Raw genomic sequence first — 15,948 nt, 5'->3', positions numbered from 1 at the left:
GCTGCCGCGCCGGCGCGGCACGACGGGTTCGCCGAACCGTCGGGCGAACGCGACATGCGCCGTGTGGTCGAGGCGCTGCCCGCGGAAGAACACCACCTTCCAGCGCAGCACGGCCGCCCGGATCACCGCGACCTGGGCGTCGTCGAGGCCTGCGGCCAGGTCGACGCCGTCGATCTCGGCGCCGATGTGCCCGGCGACCGGTCGCACCTGCACACCGGCCGCCCGCGCCGCCTCGTCGTCCGTCCGGCTGTCGAAGTCCGTCGTCATGCCCGCTCCGCTCGTCGTCGGATACCGCTCCGGGGAAGATCGTGACAGTGAAACGGCGGCATGGCGACAGTGCCCCGAGCCGCGGCGGACGGCGGGGCGGGCCGCGGCGAGCCGGCTCCGGTCGATCGGCCCGCGGGCCCGCTCGGTCCGGACCAGGCGGAGCCTCGCGCCAGTGGTCGTCAGCGACCGCCGGTGACCGCCGGTGACCGTCGCGAGCGGTCGGCGGCCGGCCGCGTCACCCGGGGTCCAGCGACTGCTCCGCCCAGATCGTCTTGCCCCGGTCGGTCTGTCGGCTGCCCCAGCGCTGGGTGAGCTGCGCGACGAGCAGCAGGCCGCGTCCACCCTCGTCGAAGGCGTGGGCGCGGCGTAGATGGGGGGAGGTGGAGCTGCCGTCGGAGACCTCGCAGATGAGGCTGCGGTCGCGGATCAGGCGGAGCCGGATGGGCGGCGTGCCGTAGCGGATGGCGTTGGTGACGAGTTCGCTGACCACGAGTTCGGTGACGAAGGCGGCCTCCTCCAGACCCCATGCGGTCAGTTGCTCGGTGGCCGCCTGCCGGGTCTCGGCCACATGGGCCGGGTCGGGGACGACGTCCCAGGTCGCGACCCGGTCCGCGCCGAGGGCGCGGGTGCGGGCGAGCAGGAGGGCCACGTCGTCGCCGGGCTCCTCCGGCAGGACCGCCTTGAGCACGCTGTCGCAGAGCGCGTCCAGCGAGGCGGTGGGCGCGGTCAGGGCGCTGCACAGTTCACCGGTGGCACGGTCGACGTCACGGTCGCGGTCCTCGATCAGGCCGTCCGTGTAGAGGGCGACGACCGAGCCTTCGGGCAGTTCCAGCTCGACGGCCTCGAAGGGCAGGCCGCCCACGCCGAGCGGCGGACCGGGTGTCATAGGGACCAGTCGCGCGCTGCCGCCGGGCAGCACGACGGCGGGCGCGGGGTGGCCCGCGGCGGCGACGGTGAGGCGGCGGCTGACGGGGTCGTAGACGGCGTAGAGGCAGGTGGCGCCGAGTTCGGCGACGTCGTCGCCGCCTTCGTCGTAGGCCGCCAGATGGGTGACGAGGTCGTCTAGGTGCGTGAGCAGTTCGTCGGGCGGCAGGTCCACGTCGGCCAGGGTGCGCACGGCCATGCAGAGCCGTCCCATCGTCGCCGAGGACGGGATGCCGTGTCCGACGACGTCCCCCACGACCAGGGCGACCCGGCTGCCGGACAGCGGGATGACGTCGAACCAGTCGCCGCCGATGCCCGCCGTGGAGCCGCTGGGCAGATAGCGGTGGGCCACCTCCACGGCTGCCTGGCCGGGCAGGCCGCGGGGCAGCAGGCTGTGCTGGAGGGCGAGGGCGGTGGTGCGCTCGCGGGCGAAGCGGCGTGCGTTGTCGATGCAGACCGCGGCCCGGCTGGCGAGCTCCTCGGCGAAGACGGCGTCGTCGTCCTCGTAGTCGTCGGGGTGCGCGATACGGACCCCGACCAGGACGCCCAGGGTGGTGCCGCGGGCCTGCAGGGGCACCGAGATCACCGAGTGGACGCCGCTGCGGAAGCGGCGTCCCTCGGGAGCGCGCGCGTTGCGTTCGACGAGCCAGTGCATGAAATCGGGCTCTCCGGCCTGGATGCGCACGGCACGTCCCTCCCGCAGGGCGCGGGCGGGCGGGCTGAAGGGCGGATGGACGTCGGTCTCGCCGAGACGGACGGCCGCCTCGGGGGTGCCCTCGTGGGCGGAGCCGTGGGCGACCCGGCGCAGCACGACCTCGCCGGCCGGCACGGGTGGCGGCTCGTCGGCGCCGAGCACCCAGTCCAGGAGGTCGACGCTGACGAAGTCGGCGAACCGGGGGACGAGGAGCTCGACCACCTCCTCGGTGGTGCGGACCACGTCCAGGGTGGTCCCGATGGAGGCCGCGGCCTCGTTCAGCAGGGCCAGCCGCTGGCGGGCCAGGTACTGCTCGGTGCTGTCGAACGCGGCCAGAGCGACCGCTGCGACCGCGCCGGACGTGTCCTTCACGGGCCACATCTCGGTGGTCCAGGCGTGCTCTCGGTTGAGGGAGGGGGCCCCGGTGAAGCTCTCGTACCGGATCGGACGGCCGGTCTCGGCGACGTGGCGCAGGTGCCAGTTGAAGCCCCGGCTGTGCACGGCCTCCTCGACGGTGTCCGGGAAGTGGCGGCCGAGCAGGACGTCCTCCGAGACGCCCATGACCTTGCAGGCGACCTCGTTCAGCCGCAGGTAGTGCTGCTGGGGGTCAAAGACGGACATCGACATGGAGGCCTGCTGGAAGGCCCGCCCGGCCAGGGTCGGCTCGGGGGCGGCGGCGGACTCGGCACTGAGCGTGTACCCGGTGTGCCGGCCGTCGGGACCGATCACCGGGCAGGCCGTGACGGTGAGGGTGACGGGGTGGCCGTCGCGGTGGCGCACGACGACCGGGCCGGTCCACTGGCCGTCCGCACGCCGTGGCAGGTCCTCGGCGAGCAGGTCGACCGCCGTCCGGCCCACGGCCTCCTCGGCCGGATGGCCCGTCAGCAGACGGGCACCCTCGCTCCAGGCCGTCACGATGCCGTCGGCATCGATGACCGCCGCAGCGACGACTTGCTCCATGTCGTCCAGAATGGTCCTTTTGGCCCGGCGCATCAACCGCGACGGGCCAGTGGGGCGTGACGGCTCCGGGAGCCGTACGCCCCGGCCCCGCGCTCCCCGGTGCCGCCCTCGCGGCGGCGGCCCCGCGTTCCCGGCCCGTCGGCCCCGTCAGGCCCGGCGGGCGCGCAGCGCGTCGAGGGCGCGGTCGGCGTGGGTGTTCATGCGCAGTTCGCTGCGCACGACCTCCAGGACGGTGCGGTCCTGCCCGATGACGTAGGTGACCCGCTTGTTCGGCGCCAGCGAGAAGCCGCGTTTCACGCCGAACCGCTCCCGGACCGTCCCGTCCTCGTCGGACAGCAGCGGCATGCCGAGGGTGTGCCGGTCGGCGAACTCCTGCTGGCGGTCGACGGAGTCCCCGCTGATGCCGACGGGCTGTGCCCCGACGGCGGCGAACTCCGCCGCGAGGTCGCGGAAGTGGCAGGCCTCGGCGGTGCAGCCCGGGGTCAGGGCCGCGGGGTAGAAGAAGAGGACCACCGGCCCGTCGGCGAGCAGCCCGGTCAGGCTGCGCAGGGTGCCGGTCTCGTCCTTCAGGGCGAAGTCCTCGACGAGGTCGCCCGTCTCCGGAGCCTTGCTCATGCCCGTCCCTCCGTTCCGTTCGCGACGCTGCGGGCCCACAGGACGAGCGGGGCCTGCAGGGGCAGGCGCCCGACGGCGACGGCCTTGAGCGCGGTGGGACGGTGCCGCCAGTCCCATGCCATCTTGACGTTGGCGGGGAAGACCCCGACGAAGAACGCGGCCGTGGCCAGCGCCGCCGCCTTCCGGGTCCGCGGCAGGGCCACTCCAGCCGCCAGCGCCAGTTCGGCGACGCCGCTCGCGTACGTCCAGGCCCTGGCCGAGCCGGGCAGCGCGCGCGGGACGGTCGCGTCGAAGGAGCGCGGCACGGCGAAATGCGCGACACCCGCGGTGGCCAGTAGGCCCGCCAGCAGCAGGGGTGAGCGTTCGGACCTGGACACGGTTCCTCCTCAGACGACCTTGCGGCCGACATTACTGGAGGGTAGACCCGGTTCCCTCGGCGGGGTCGCCCAGGCGCGGCGCCGCCAACCGGCCCCAGTGACAGCGAGGTTGCCTGCCGGGCCAGGCGCCGCCCACGAGGGCGCGGCGCAGCACGTCGGCCGCCGGCGCGCCTCCCGGCGGGCTCCGGCTCTCCGCGCCGCCGGGTCGGCTCGCACGCCGGGCGTCAGGCGTCGGGGGCCGTGCCGGAGGGCTCGCTCTCCTCGTCGGCCGCATGGGAGAGAAAGTCGTCGGCCATCCGGTGGAAGAGGGCGGCGAGGCGGCCCAGGTCCTCCTGGCCCCAGTCGCTCAGCGCCAGCTGCATCCCCAGGGCGCCGGCGTGCCGGATCCGGTCGACGGCGTCGCGACCGGCCTCGGTGAGCTGGATCCGCTGGGCGCGGCGGTCGTCGGGGTCGGGGGTCCGGGTGACGTATCCGGCCTTCTGGAGCTGCTGCACGGTGCGGGTCACATGGGAGGCCTCGACGCCCAGGCGCTGGGCCAGCTCCCCCGGCCGCTGCGGCTCCGAGTCGGCGACCTGCCGCAGCAGGGCCACGGCCGCGCGGTCCAGGGGGATGCCCGCGATTCCCATGAGCCGGTCGTGCGTGCGGGCTCGGGTGCTCAAGTAGGTGACGCGAGTGAGCGCACGCTCGATCTCGATCACCTCCGGCGACGCGACGGCGGGCAGCGGGAGCGGTTCGGTGGGCATGGAACGCATTTTACCATCTTGTTGCGTAACTCAAGTAACTGCCTGAGGATGCCGCGGTCCGCGGGGGCCGGGGGCGCACAGCTCGCACAGTTCGATCACTCCCCGGCGGGTCCGGGATCGGCCGCCGCACGGCCGGTGCGCCCCGTCCCGCGCGCCGGGAGCCGGCCCAGCGCCGTTCAGGCGAAACCGGCGCGGCTTTCGCGTGCGACGGTCCGTCCGCGTCCACAACTCACCCGTGACCCTCCCTCGCATCGCCCCCATGCTCGCCACCCCGGGCCGGCTGCCGCCCGCCGCCCAGGACGCCCGGTGGGCCTACGAGACCAAACAGGACGGCCAGCGGGCCGTGGCGTACCTCGCCGGCGACGGGAGCATCGTCCTGCGGGCCCGTTCCGGCGAGGACATCACCGGGGCGTATCCGGAGCTCTGGCCGCTGGGCGAGGCGCTCGGCCGCACGCCGGCCGTGCTGGACGGGGAGGTGCTCGCCCTGGACGGAGAGGGCCGTGCCGACTTCCAGCTGCTGCAGTCCCGCATGGGTCTGGTGCAGGCGCCGGGAAAGGCCGCGCGGCTCGCCGCGACGGCGCCTGTGCACCTGGTCCTGTTCGACGTGCTGCATCTCGGCGGGCGCTCGCTGCTGCCGCTGCCCTACACCCGGCGCAGAGCCCGGCTCGAGGCGCTCGCGCTGGACGGGGCCCGCTGGTCGACGCCGGGCGCACTGGTCGGCCACGGGCGTGAGGCCCTGGAGGCGACCCGGGCGCACGGTCTCGAGGGACTGGTCTGCAAACGGCTGGACTCCCCGTACGAGCCCGGTGTGCGCTCCCGGGCCTGGATCAAGATCCGGAACATGCGCGTCGCGGACGTCCTGGTGGGCGGCTGGCTCCCCGGCAAGGGCCGGCTGACCGGACTGCCCGGAGCCGTCCTCGTCGGGCAGCGCGCCGCGACGGGGCTGCGCTACGTGGGCGGGGTGGGCACCGGCTGGAGCGAGGCCGAGCGAGCCGAACTCGCCGCCCTGCTGCGGTCCGCCGCGACCGACGCCTGCCCCTTCGACGCCGTGCCGCAGGCGCCGGGCGCGCACTGGGTGGTGCCGCGGCTGGTCGGCGAGGTCCGCTACAGCACCCGGACCCGGGCCGGGCTGCTGCGCCAGCCGTCCTGGCTGCGGCTGCGGCCGGACCTGACGCCGCAGGAGTCGGCGGCCGACCTTCCGGACACTTCCGCCTGACCCGGCATCCGACGCCCGGCCGCGGGACGCTCCTCCGCCACGAACCCCCTGCGGACCTCTTGGCGCGGAACCCGAAACCGAGGAAGCTGAACTCCCTTTTCCCCCACAGCCGTTCGGCTGCGCCCGCATACCGAGGGAGAACTCCGTGCCCGCACGCAGATTCAAGGCCCACCGCAGGAGATGGCTCACCGGACTCGCCGGCGCCGCCGCACTCGTCCTCGCCGTCCCCGCCACCGCCTTCGCCGCCCCTCCCCCGGCGCTGCCGCAGAACGCCGAGGCCGACGAACTGGCATACCAGCCCGCCTTCGACTACGACACGGACGGGTGTTACTCCACGGCCGCGATCGGCCCGGACGGCACGATCAACGGCGGACTGAAGCCGACGGGCGCGCTCAACGGCAACTGTCGCGACGCCTCCGACCTCGCCTCCACCAACACCTACTCGCGCTACAAGTGCAACAACGGCTGGTGCGCCTACCTCTACGGGCTGTACTTCGAGAAGGACCAGGCACTCCCGGGCGTCAGCCTCGGCGGGCACCGGCACGACTGGGAACACGTCGTGGTCTGGGTGCAGGACGGCCGGGTCCAGTACGTCTCGACGTCCAACCACGGCTCGTTCACCGTGCACACGGCGTCCTCGGTCCGCTTCGAGGGCGCCCACGCGAAGGTCGTCTACCACAAGGACGGCATCAGCACGCACTGCTTCCGGATCGCGGGCTCGGGCGACGAACCGCCGGAGAACCACCGGGGCGTCTGGCAGTACCCGCCGCTGGTCGGCTGGAACGGCTATCCGGCGGGACTGCGCGACAAGCTCGTCTCCTACGACTTCGGCAGCGCCCACTTCGGCCTGCGCGACGACAGCTTCGCGGGCCACCTGACGAAGGCCCTGCCCTCCGGGGTGCCCTTCGACCCCAACGCATAGCCGCATCGGCAGGGTTCGGCCCCGGATATGGCGTCCGGGGCCGTCCTGGCGGGCATGATGACCGGATGGATCTTCATGAGGAACTCCCGACGGCGATATCCGCACGGGCGCCGCACTACCCCGCCCGGCCTCCGATGAGGACGGACACGGTCGAGGGGACGGTCAGGTGATCGCCGCGCGGGTGCGGCACGCCGAACCGGCCGATCTGCCGCGGGTCGCCGAACTGACCGCTCAGCACGCCGAGTACGAGCGCGCCGACCACCCGCCCGTGCCCGACCTCGCCCAGCGGCTGGCGGGACTCCTCTTCGACGCGGCGGCGCCACGCCTGTGCTGCCTGGTCGCCGAGCTGCCCGACGGCGCCATCGTCGGTTACGCCACCTGCGCCCCCGAACTCTCCACCTGGGAGGCCCGGGAGTACCTGCACATGGACTGTCTGTTCCTGACGCCCGACCACCGGGGCCTGGGCATCGGCGCCCTGCTGATGGACGCGGTCGCGGCGGAGGCCCGGAGCAGAGGGCTGGCCGAGGTGCAGTGGCAGACCCCCGTCTGGAACGAGGGAGCGATCCGCTTCTACGCCCGGCGCGGGGCGCTCGGCGCGGACAAGCGGCGCTTCAGCCTGCGGGTCAGCCCCTGACGCCCGGCGCAGACGTCCACGGATAGCGGGAGTTTAGCGAGGCATGAGCCGCGAGGGTCTATCGTGTCCCGCATGTCCGTTCCGGAACTGATCCGCATCGTCTCCCGCGACTCGCCCATGGCACTGGCCCAAGTGGAGCGGGTGCGCGCGGAGTTGACCACGCTGTACCCCGCTGTGCGCACCGAGGTCGTGCCCGTGAGGACGACCGGCGACAAGTGGATGGGAGACCTGTCCCAGGTCGAGGGGAAGGGCGCGTTCACCAAGGAGGTCGACGCCGCGCTGCTGGCGGGCGAGGCGGACCTCGCGGTGCACTGCGTCAAGGACGTCCCCGCCGACCGGCCGCTGCCCGCGGGCACCGTGTTCGCCGCGTTCCTGCGGCGCGACGACATCCGTGACGCCCTGATCCACCCCGGCGGCCTCACTCTGGACGAGCTGCCGGACGGGACGCGCGTCGGCACCTCGTCCGTGCGCCGGATCGCCCAGCTCGCCGCCACCCACCCGCACCTGCAGTGCGTGCCGTTCCGCGGCAACGCCAACCGGCGCCTGGAGAAGCTCGCCGCGGGCGAGGCGGACGCGCTGCTGCTCGCGGTGTCGGGCCTGGAGCGCATCGGCCGGCACGACGTGATCAGCGAGGTGCTGTCGACGGAGACGATGATGCCGCCGATCGGCGCGGGCATCCTCGCCCTGCAGTGCCGCGAGGGCGACACGGACCTCATCGACGCGGTCAGCGCCCTGGGCGACCCGGCGACCCACCGGGAGGCCACGGCGGAGCGCATGTTCCTGCACGTGCTCCAGGGCCACTGCAACAGCCCGATCGCGGGCTTCGCGCGGGTGGACCGCAGCGGTGAACTGTCCCTGCGGGCCTGTGTGTTCACTCCGGACGGCAAGACCCGGCTGAACGCCCACGAGTGGGCGGGCCGTCTCGACCCGGCGACCCTCGGCACGTCGGTGGCGGTGGCGCTGCTGCGTCAGGGCGCCCGCGAGATCATCGACGGCATCCCGCACTGACCGCACCGAAGCCGAAGAGCGCGGGGCGACCGGCGCGGAGGGCGGCCACCGTCAGGCGGTGCCCTCTTCGGCCTGGTCGCGCAGGAAGTTGCTGACCTGGCGGGCCAGGCTCTCGCGTCCCACACCGGTCGCGGCGCCGGAGCCCTCCTGCAGTCCGATGCCGCCGCTCCACAGCCGGCGGTCGGCCCAGTCGTCGTCCACCCGCAGCTGGATCTGGACGTCGACCTGCTTCAGAGACGCCTCGGCTCCCGCCGCGTACAGCACGGCGGTGGCCCGGCGCAGCGGATAGACGTCGAAGCCCTCGATGAACTGCGAGTTGCGCCAGTCGATGAACGCGCTCTCGCCGTCCGGGCCGAGCCGCACGTCGATCTGGCCGTCCTCGAGGTGGATCGTGGAGTGGCCGTCGCCGCGGTTCTCGACCGTCACCCGCAGACAGAAGTACGTCAGCCCCTCGGCTGCGTCGTCGCGCCCCCGCGGCGGCTCGCTCTGCTCCAGGCGGTGGACGCGGACCCGCAGACCGGCATGCTCGTCGTACTCCTGCCAGTCCCCGACCACGTTCGGCTCGTACACGGTGCACCTCTCGACTTCTACCGGCTGCTTCCTATCCGTGCGCCGATCGCACTGTCAAATGAGCGGAATGCGCTGTGGCCAGGGGCTTCGCCCCCTTTGATCGCTGATCAAGCCGTGCGCAGGCACTATCCGCCGGTGAAGTCCGCAAGGGCTTGCCGACGGCGTGCCGCACATCACGTCGCGGACAAGATCAGCGAGCCGGCCGGCCTGCCGGTCGTCATGAGTCCTCGGCCTCCTCGTGCAGATCGACGGCGAGCACGCGCAGGGCGGGCAGCACCGCGCGCAGGGCCGCCCGGACGGCGGCGTCCGGACGGGCGACGTGCCGTCCCCCTCTCGTCCTCCACCCGACCGGGGTGACCTCCGGGTCAGGGCTCATCGGCTCCGGGCGACGCCACTGGCGACCAGGACGGACGGATATCACACGAAACAGGACAAATCTGTTTCAAGGAATTCCGTGCGGGCATGAGGATGGTCAGTGCTTCGGACAGAAGGCACCGTCCGTGGGGCTCGCCGCATGGGTCGGCCCCGTCGTTCTCCGGTCCGGCCCGAGTACGCGATTCCCACGGTGTCCGCCCGTTCACCGGCATCCTCCTGAGGGAGGTGCGCGTGATGCGTACCACCGTCCGAACCAAGCAGCACCCCCATGACGACGCCCCGGACACGGGCGAGTCCTTCGCACGGCTCGTGGGACTGCCCGACGGGCCCGAGCGCCGGGCGCTCAGGGACGAACTGGTCGCACTCTGGCTTCCCATGGCCGAGCGGATCGCCGTCCGCTTCCGCGGCCGTGGTGAGGCCCTCGAGGATCTCTACCAGGTCGCGGCGCTCGGCCTGGTCAAAGCCGTCGACCACTACGACCCGGACCGCGGTCGCGCCTTCGAGGCGTACGCGGTGCCCACGATCACCGGCGAGATCAAACGGCACTTCCGCGATCACATGTGGACGCTGCACGTGCCCCGCCGGGTCCAGGACCTGCGCAACCGGGTGCGGCACGCCGCCAAGGAGCTGTCGCAGACCATCCCCGGCCGTCCTCCGACGATCGCCGAGATCGCCGCGTACGCCCAGCTGACCGAGGACGAGGTGCGCACGGGCGCCGAGGCCCTGGAGTGCTTCTCCGCGCTGTCGCTGGAGGCCGAACTGCCCGGCACCGACGGCTACGCCCTCGAGGACGCGCTCGGCGACCCCGACCCCGGTTACGACACCGTCGTCGACCGGGTGGCCGCGGCGCCCTGTCTGCGGGCCCTGCCGGAACGCGAACGGACCATCCTGTACCTGCGGTTCTTCGCGGGGATGACGCAGAGCTGCATCGCGGAGCAGCTCGGCATCTCCCAGATGCACGTCTCCCGCCTGCTCAGCGGCTGTTTCGAGCGGCTGCGCGAGGAGATCGGCGCCGGGGAGGGCGACTGACCCGACGCCGGGGCAGGCCCTCTACTCCAACGGGGGCGCACCCGGGACCTGTGTGGGGCCGCGTCGGTCCAGCACGTCCTCCAGCTCGGCCCGGATGTCCGGGGGGAGCTCCCCCCTGCGCCCCCACAGGAGGATCAGCTCCGCCACGCCGCGCAGCTTGACATTGGTGCGCTGGGAGACCTCTCTCAGCACGGCCCAGCCCTCGTCGGGCGTCATCCGCCCGAGCGCCACGACCACTCCGATGGCCTGGTCGACCACCGCGTGGGAGGCGACGGCCTCCTTCAGCTGCTCGACCTCCTCCTGGAGCGCGAGGGTTTCCGTTTCGTCACGGGATGGGCGCGGTACTCGTCCCATCACCCCATCGTGCCATCGGGCCGCTCGGCAGGCGGCCCGGGCAGGGTCGGCCGGACACTGGTGGCATGTCCCGCCCCGCCGGGAGACCCGCCCGCCGAGAGACCAGGAACGCGAGCGCCATGAACCGTCGTCCGACATCCGCCCCCGGCGCCCGGGGGACCCTCTCCACGCACGCCGTGTTCGGCGCGCCCTGCTGGGTGAGCCTGACCAGCCGTGACCTCGAGGCCACCCAGGAGTTCTACGGCGCGGTGCTGGGCTGGAAGTGGCTCCGGGGCACGCTGGGCGACCACTTCCGCACCGCCCTGGTGGGCGGCGTGCCGGTCGCGGGGATCGCGGCGGTCGCCTCGATGTGGCAGATGGCGGTCGCATGGACGCCGTACTTCGCGGTGCCCAGCGCGGACGAAGCCGCCTCCCGGACCCGCGAGCGGGGCGGGACGGTGGCCGTGGGGCCCATCTCGCTCCCGCCGGGCCGGGCGGCGCTGCTGGCCGACCGGGACGGCGCGACCTTCGGCATCTGGGAGGGCGAGCTGATCGGCAACTGGGAGGCGTGGCGGCAGGCGGCGCCCGCCTTCATCAGGCTGCACACGCGCGACGCCTTCGACTCCGCGATCTTCTACGGCGAGATCCTCGACTGGGCCACCGACCGCCCCGGCGCCTGCGAGGTCCACTACGAGTCCGGCGAGGTCTGGCTGCGCAACCGCGGCGACGTCGTCGCCCGGATCGAGTCCGGCGCGCTGGAGGCGGCGCCGGATCCGACGATCCGCCCGCACTGGCAGGTCCACTTCGCCGTGGCGGACGTACCGGCCTGCGCGCGCGCCGCGGAGAAGCACGGCGGCTCGGTCCTGCGCGAGAACGCCCACGAAGCGGTGCTGCGGGACCCGGACGGGGCCCAGTTCACGGTCACCTCGCGCCGCGAACGCTGAGCCCCGCCCGTCCCGAGTCCGCTACGGGCGGCGCGGGGGCCGGGCCAGCACGAGGAGGCTGCGGGCCTCCAGCGTCACCTCCGCGCCCGCCTTGTACTCCGTCTCGTCCGGACCGCCGTCCGGTTCCGCGGTGTCGGCGCACACCGTCCAGCGCTCGCCGTAGGAGGCGTCGGGCAGCCGGAAGGCGACCGGCTCCCAGTAGCTGTTGAACAGCAGCAGGAACGAGTCGTCCACGACGGGCCCGCCGCGCGGGCCGGGTTCGGCGATGGCGTCGCCGTTGAGGAAGACGCCGACGCTGTGCGCGTCGGGGCGCAGCCAGTCGCGGTCCGTCATCTCGCCCGCGTCGGGGCGAAGCCAGACCAGGTCGGGCAGCGGCTGCCCCGCGTGGGTGACCGTCTCGCCGCGGAAGAAACGCCGCCTGCGCAGCACCGGGTGATCGGCGCGCAGGGCGATCAGACGCCGGCAGAAGCCGGTGAGCGCCTGCTGTTCGCCGGACAACCGCCAGTCGATCCAGGACACTTCGTTGTCCTGGCAGTAGGCGTTGTTGTTGCCGCCCTGGGTGCGGCCGAGCTCGTCGCCGTGGGAGAGCATCGGAATGCCCTGCGACAGCAGCAGCGTGGCGAGCAGGTTGCGCTGCTGCCGGGCCCGCAGGGCGAGGACCCCTGGGCGCTCCGTGGGCCCCTCGACGCCGCAGTTCCAGGAGCGGTTGTCGCTCTCGCCGTCGCGGTTGTCCTCACCGTTGGCCTCGTTGTGCTTGTCGTTGTAGGAGACCAGGTCGCGCAGGGTGAAACCGTCGTGCGCGGTGACGAAGTTGACGCTGGCACGGGGGCGGCGCCTGCTGGGGGCGTACAGGTCGGAGGAGCCGGTCAGGCGGGAGGCGAACTCGCCCAGCGAGCCGGGCTCGGCGCGCCAGAAGTCGCGGACGGCGTCACGGTAGCGGCCGTTCCACTCCGACCACAGGGGCGGGAAGTTGCCCACCTGGTAGCCGCCCTCGCCGACGTCCCACGGTTCGGCGATGAGTTTGACGCGGCTGATCACCGGGTCCTGCTGGATGAGGTCGAAGAACGCCGAGAGCCGGTCCACCTCGTGGAACTGCCGGGCCAGCGTGGCCGCGAGGTCGAAGCGGAAGCCGTCGACATGCATCTCCGTGACCCAGTAGCGCAGCGAGTCCATGATCAGTTGCAGCACGTGCGGGTGTCGCATGAGCAGGCTGTTGCCGGTGCCGGTGGTGTCGTAGTAGTGCGCCCAGTCGCCGTCCACGAGCCGGTAGTAGGAGGCGTTGTCGATGCCGCGGAAGGAGAGCGTGGGGCCCTGCTCGTTGCCCTCGGCGGTGTGGTTGTAGACCACGTCGAGGATCACCTCGAGCCCGGCCGCGTGCAGCGCCTTGACCATGGACTTGAACTCGTCGACCTGCCGGCCGCGGACGCCGTGGGCGGCGTAGTCGTTGTGCGGGGCGAAGAAGCCGATGGTGTTGTAACCCCAGTAGTTGGACAGGCCCCTCTCCCGCAGCACGCCGTCCTGCACGTACTGGTGCACGGGCATCAGCTCGATCGCCGTCACGCCCAGCGAGGTCAGGTGCCCGGTCACCGCGGGGTGGGCGAGACCGGCGTAGGTGCCGCGCAGCGCGGGCGGAACGTCGGGGTGGGTCCGGGTCAGGCCGCGCACGTGGGCCTCGTAGATCACGGTGTCGGCGTAGGGACGGCGCGGCGGTGCGTCGTCGCCCCAGTCGAACGCGGGATCGGTGACCACGCCCAGCAGCGTGTGACCGGAGCTGTCCGCCGGGTCGGGACGGTCGCCGGCCCGTTCGAACAGCGAGGCGTCGTTGTCGATCTGGCCGTCGACGGCCCGCGCGTAGGGGTCGAGGAGCAGCTTCGCCGGGTTGCACCGGTGGCCGCAGGACGGCTTCCACGGCCCGTGCACCCGGTAGCCGTACCGCTGCCCCGGTCCGACGCCGGGCAGGTACGCGTGCCAGACGAAGCCGTCGACCTCGGTCACGGGGACGTCGCGGGAGGCGCCGTCGTCGTCCACGAGAACGAGGTCGACGCGTTCGGCGACCTCGCTGAAGAGCGCGAAGTTGGTCCCCTGCCCGTCGAAGTCGGCGCCCAGCGGGTAAGGGTGCCCGCTCCAGGCGGGCACCCCTGCACGGCGATCCGTGCGATGACGCCGTGAGGTCATCGGGCGGCCACCAGAACACGCGCTTCCTCGGCGGCCGGGGCGGCCACGAAGGCCACCGGCAGCGCGCGGGGCACCATGCGCCCTTCGCGCAGGTCCGGCGCCGGCGCGGTCGGCACCAGCGGCTTGCGCTCGCCCGAGCGGGCCCGCTGGGAGAACCAGATGACCTTGCTGCCGGTGCCGGTGGAGCAGCAGCCCCAGCCGTCGCTCATCGCGGCGATGCGCTCCAGGCAGGCCCGCAGGTGCTGATCGGGGCGCAGATGGCGGTCGTCGCCGCCGAGAGCCGTGATCAGATGCTGGCCGTTCCACCACATCTCGATCGACGTGTGCTTGTCCTCGGCGTGCTCGTCGATGGCCTCGAGCAGCATCCCGGCGCCACGGCAGACGGGCTCGACGAGCGTCTGGAGGTCCCAGTGGTTCAGGTGTGCGGCCAGGATGCGGCTGACCTGTCCTACGCGTTCCGGGCTGACGTCCACATCGAGGTGGTAGTAGCAGGGGACTGCGGTCTTCATCTCGTTCGCTCCTCACCGGCGAGGCTCCGCTTCTGCCGGCCCGACGGGCGGGCCACCGACACGAAGCGTGAGCGGTAATCGCTTCAGAGTCACAACCACAGTGGGACTGCTACGCCATTCGTGCAACACGAGCGCACCACAATCAAGATCCAACAGGACGTTGGGTGATGCGCCGTGCACCATAAGTGAAGGCCTCGGGAGGTTGGACGTTTTCGCACCTCTGCGGAAAGGGCCGACCCGCTCGTCTCGAGCGGCGTACCTCGTGAACTCCCGGAAGGTGAACAGCGCGATGCTGCAACCAGCGAAGACCGAAGTCGCCAGAACCCTGCGCAGTTTCCGGTCCTGGGAGCGGGCCATGCTCGCGCATCCCGAGGACCGCACCGCGCGGGCCGCCTTCGAGGACTGCGGATACACGCTGTGCGTGCTGATGGGCAAGCGGTGCGCCCGGGAGGCCGCGGACGCCGCGGAGCAGTATCTGCGCGCCGGCACGTCCGCCCGCCACCGCGAGCGCCGGGGCGCGAACCTGAGGAACGGCGCAGCACGGCTCACCGTGACGCGTCCCCTCCCCTGCCTGCCCGCGGAGACGTAGCGGCCCGCGGCGGTGCAGGTCCCTCGCCCAACACCGGGCGAACTCAGTCATTTTCAGTCAGCGGAGGTGCAGAGGTGAAGTCCACCAGGGCGATCGGCCGGATCCCGGTGCGGGACGTCGAACCGCGTGTGGAGTGCGGCAGACGGCCGGCGAAAGCCGTGGTCGGTGAGACGGTGCGGATCTCCGCGACGGTGTTCCGCGAGGGCCACGACGCCATCGGCGCCAATGTGGTCCTCAAGAGCCCGGAGGGCGGCCGTGGGCCCTGGACGCCGATGCAGGAGCTCGCCCCCGGCAGCGACCGCTGGGGCGCGGACGTGACCCTGGAGGCGATGGGCCGCTGGACCTTCACCGTCGAGGCCTGGAGCGACCCGATCACCACCTGGCGTCGCGCCGCCGAGATCAAGATCCCGGCGGGGATCGACCCGGGGCTGGTCCTGGAGGAGGGCGGCCTGCTCCACGAGAAGGCGGCCGCCCGTGCCCCGCGCGGTCCGCAGCGCACCCTGCTGCGGGAGACGGCGAAGAAGCTGCTCGACGACTCGACCTCGGTGGCCGAGCGCTATGCCGCGGCGTTGACGCCGGAGGTGGACGCGGTGCTGGCGCGGTTCCCGCTGCGGGAGCTGGTGACCGCGTCGCAGCCGCTGCCCCTGCTGGTGGAACGCGAACGGGCCCTGTACGGCTCCTGGTACGAGTTCTTCCCCCGCTCCGAGGGCGCCCCGCAACAGCCCCACGGCACGTTCCGCACCGCCGCCCGCCGACTCCCCGCGATCGCCGCGATGGGCTTCGACGTCGTCTACCTCCCCCCGATCCACCCCATCGGCGCCACCTTCCGCAAAGGCCGCAACAACACCCTCGACCCACGGCCCGACGACGTCGGCGTGCCCTGGGCGATCGGCTCCCCCGAAGGCGGCCACGACGCCGTCCACCCCGCCCTGGGCACCCTGGAGGACTTCACCTGGTTCGTGGAGCGGGCCCGCTCCCTCGGCCTGGAGATCGCCCTCGACTTCGCCCTGCAGTGCTCCCCCGACCACCCCTGGGTCCACAAACACCCCGAGTGGTTCCACCAC

Annotated in this window: 18 protein-coding genes; 8 read left to right on the top strand and 10 right to left on the bottom strand. The window is 72.7% G+C overall.

The window, feature by feature from the left end; genetic code table 11:
* The 5 genes from ACN6LD_RS39880 to ACN6LD_RS39860 form a co-directional block, all read right to left on the bottom strand.
* A partial coding sequence (locus ACN6LD_RS39880) for a TauD/TfdA dioxygenase family protein (RefSeq protein WP_445045707.1) occupies nucleotides 1–267 on the bottom strand: 267 nt, incomplete at its 3' end.
* Between the two features lie 235 nt (nucleotides 268–502).
* Complete coding sequence (locus ACN6LD_RS39875) at nucleotides 503–2,845, bottom strand: SpoIIE family protein phosphatase (protein WP_319189534.1); 2,343 nt, start codon at nucleotides 2,843–2,845, stop codon at nucleotides 503–505.
* A gap of 147 nt (nucleotides 2,846–2,992) precedes the next feature.
* Complete coding sequence (locus tag ACN6LD_RS39870; RefSeq protein ID WP_445045706.1) at nucleotides 2,993–3,460, bottom strand: peroxiredoxin; 468 nt, start codon at nucleotides 3,458–3,460, stop codon at nucleotides 2,993–2,995.
* Nucleotides 3,457–3,837 (bottom strand): DoxX family protein, encoded by a 381-nt coding sequence (locus ACN6LD_RS39865; protein WP_445045705.1) that lies wholly within the window; start codon nucleotides 3,835–3,837, stop codon nucleotides 3,457–3,459. The genes ACN6LD_RS39870 and ACN6LD_RS39865 overlap by 4 nt, the downstream gene beginning before the upstream one ends.
* 224 nt (nucleotides 3,838–4,061) lie before the next feature.
* Nucleotides 4,062–4,580, bottom strand: a complete 519-nt coding sequence (locus ACN6LD_RS39860) for a MarR family winged helix-turn-helix transcriptional regulator (protein WP_319189529.1) — start codon at nucleotides 4,578–4,580, stop codon at nucleotides 4,062–4,064.
* A gap of 235 nt (nucleotides 4,581–4,815) precedes the next feature.
* Between ACN6LD_RS39860 and ACN6LD_RS39855 the strand changes: the two genes are divergently transcribed.
* From ACN6LD_RS39855 to hemC, 4 genes are all read left to right on the top strand, one after another.
* On the top strand, nucleotides 4,816–5,796 hold the full coding sequence (locus ACN6LD_RS39855; protein WP_445045704.1) for an ATP-dependent DNA ligase: 981 nt from the start codon (nucleotides 4,816–4,818) through the stop codon (nucleotides 5,794–5,796).
* A 145-nt stretch (nucleotides 5,797–5,941) separates the two neighbouring features.
* Nucleotides 5,942–6,718, top strand: coding sequence for an NPP1 family protein (locus ACN6LD_RS39850; RefSeq protein WP_445045703.1), 777 nt, complete (start codon nucleotides 5,942–5,944; stop codon nucleotides 6,716–6,718).
* 166 nt (nucleotides 6,719–6,884) lie between these two features.
* On the top strand, nucleotides 6,885–7,352 hold the full coding sequence (locus ACN6LD_RS39845; RefSeq protein WP_319189526.1) for a GNAT family N-acetyltransferase: 468 nt from the start codon (nucleotides 6,885–6,887) through the stop codon (nucleotides 7,350–7,352).
* A 72-nt stretch (nucleotides 7,353–7,424) separates the two neighbouring features.
* The gene (hemC, locus tag ACN6LD_RS39840; protein ID WP_319189524.1) at nucleotides 7,425–8,360 is read left to right on the top strand and encodes a hydroxymethylbilane synthase; all 936 of its coding nucleotides are present in this window, start codon (nucleotides 7,425–7,427) and stop codon (nucleotides 8,358–8,360) included.
* Between the two features lie 51 nt (nucleotides 8,361–8,411).
* Here hemC and ACN6LD_RS39835 read toward each other — a convergent pair whose 3' ends face one another.
* Nucleotides 8,412–8,930, bottom strand: a complete 519-nt coding sequence (locus ACN6LD_RS39835; protein WP_319189522.1) for a hypothetical protein — start codon at nucleotides 8,928–8,930, stop codon at nucleotides 8,412–8,414.
* Between the two features lie 217 nt (nucleotides 8,931–9,147).
* Nucleotides 9,148–9,306 (bottom strand): hypothetical protein, encoded by a 159-nt coding sequence (locus ACN6LD_RS39830; RefSeq protein WP_415924860.1) that lies wholly within the window; start codon nucleotides 9,304–9,306, stop codon nucleotides 9,148–9,150.
* A gap of 233 nt (nucleotides 9,307–9,539) precedes the next feature.
* Here ACN6LD_RS39830 and ACN6LD_RS39825 point away from each other — a divergent pair, with 233 nt between their 5' ends.
* Nucleotides 9,540–10,334, top strand: coding sequence for a SigB/SigF/SigG family RNA polymerase sigma factor (locus ACN6LD_RS39825; RefSeq protein ID WP_319189521.1), 795 nt, complete (start codon nucleotides 9,540–9,542; stop codon nucleotides 10,332–10,334).
* Nucleotides 10,335–10,355: 21 nt separating this feature from the next.
* On the opposite strand, the gene ACN6LD_RS39820 is transcribed toward ACN6LD_RS39825, so the two are convergent.
* Complete coding sequence (locus tag ACN6LD_RS39820) at nucleotides 10,356–10,688, bottom strand: ANTAR domain-containing protein (protein ID WP_445045702.1); 333 nt, start codon at nucleotides 10,686–10,688, stop codon at nucleotides 10,356–10,358.
* 119 nt (nucleotides 10,689–10,807) lie between these two features.
* Here ACN6LD_RS39820 and ACN6LD_RS39815 point away from each other — a divergent pair, with 119 nt between their 5' ends.
* Nucleotides 10,808–11,611, top strand: a complete 804-nt coding sequence (locus tag ACN6LD_RS39815; RefSeq protein ID WP_319189520.1) for a VOC family protein — start codon at nucleotides 10,808–10,810, stop codon at nucleotides 11,609–11,611.
* A 21-nt stretch (nucleotides 11,612–11,632) separates the two neighbouring features.
* Here ACN6LD_RS39815 and glgX read toward each other — a convergent pair whose 3' ends face one another.
* A complete protein-coding gene (gene glgX / locus ACN6LD_RS39810; protein ID WP_445045701.1) occupies nucleotides 11,633–13,786 on the bottom strand; it encodes a glycogen debranching protein GlgX in 2,154 nt (717 codons plus the stop codon).
* Complete coding sequence (locus ACN6LD_RS39805) at nucleotides 13,783–14,295, bottom strand: pep a2 (protein ID WP_445045700.1); 513 nt, start codon at nucleotides 14,293–14,295, stop codon at nucleotides 13,783–13,785. Before ACN6LD_RS39805 ends, glgX begins: the two co-directional genes overlap by 4 nt.
* 289 nt (nucleotides 14,296–14,584) lie before the next feature.
* Here ACN6LD_RS39805 and ACN6LD_RS39800 point away from each other — a divergent pair, with 289 nt between their 5' ends.
* The gene (locus ACN6LD_RS39800) at nucleotides 14,585–14,884 is read left to right on the top strand and encodes a DUF5133 domain-containing protein (RefSeq protein WP_319189515.1); all 300 of its coding nucleotides are present in this window, start codon (nucleotides 14,585–14,587) and stop codon (nucleotides 14,882–14,884) included.
* 74 nt (nucleotides 14,885–14,958) lie between these two features.
* On the top strand, nucleotides 14,959–15,948 hold a 990-nt coding region (locus ACN6LD_RS39795; protein WP_445045699.1), incomplete at its 3' end, for a maltotransferase domain-containing protein.

The sequence above is a fragment of the Streptomyces sp. SAS_272 genome (genome assembly GCF_052543235.1).
The sequence above is the reverse complement of the archived record's forward strand: the minus strand, read 5'-3'. Positions and strand labels throughout refer to the sequence as shown.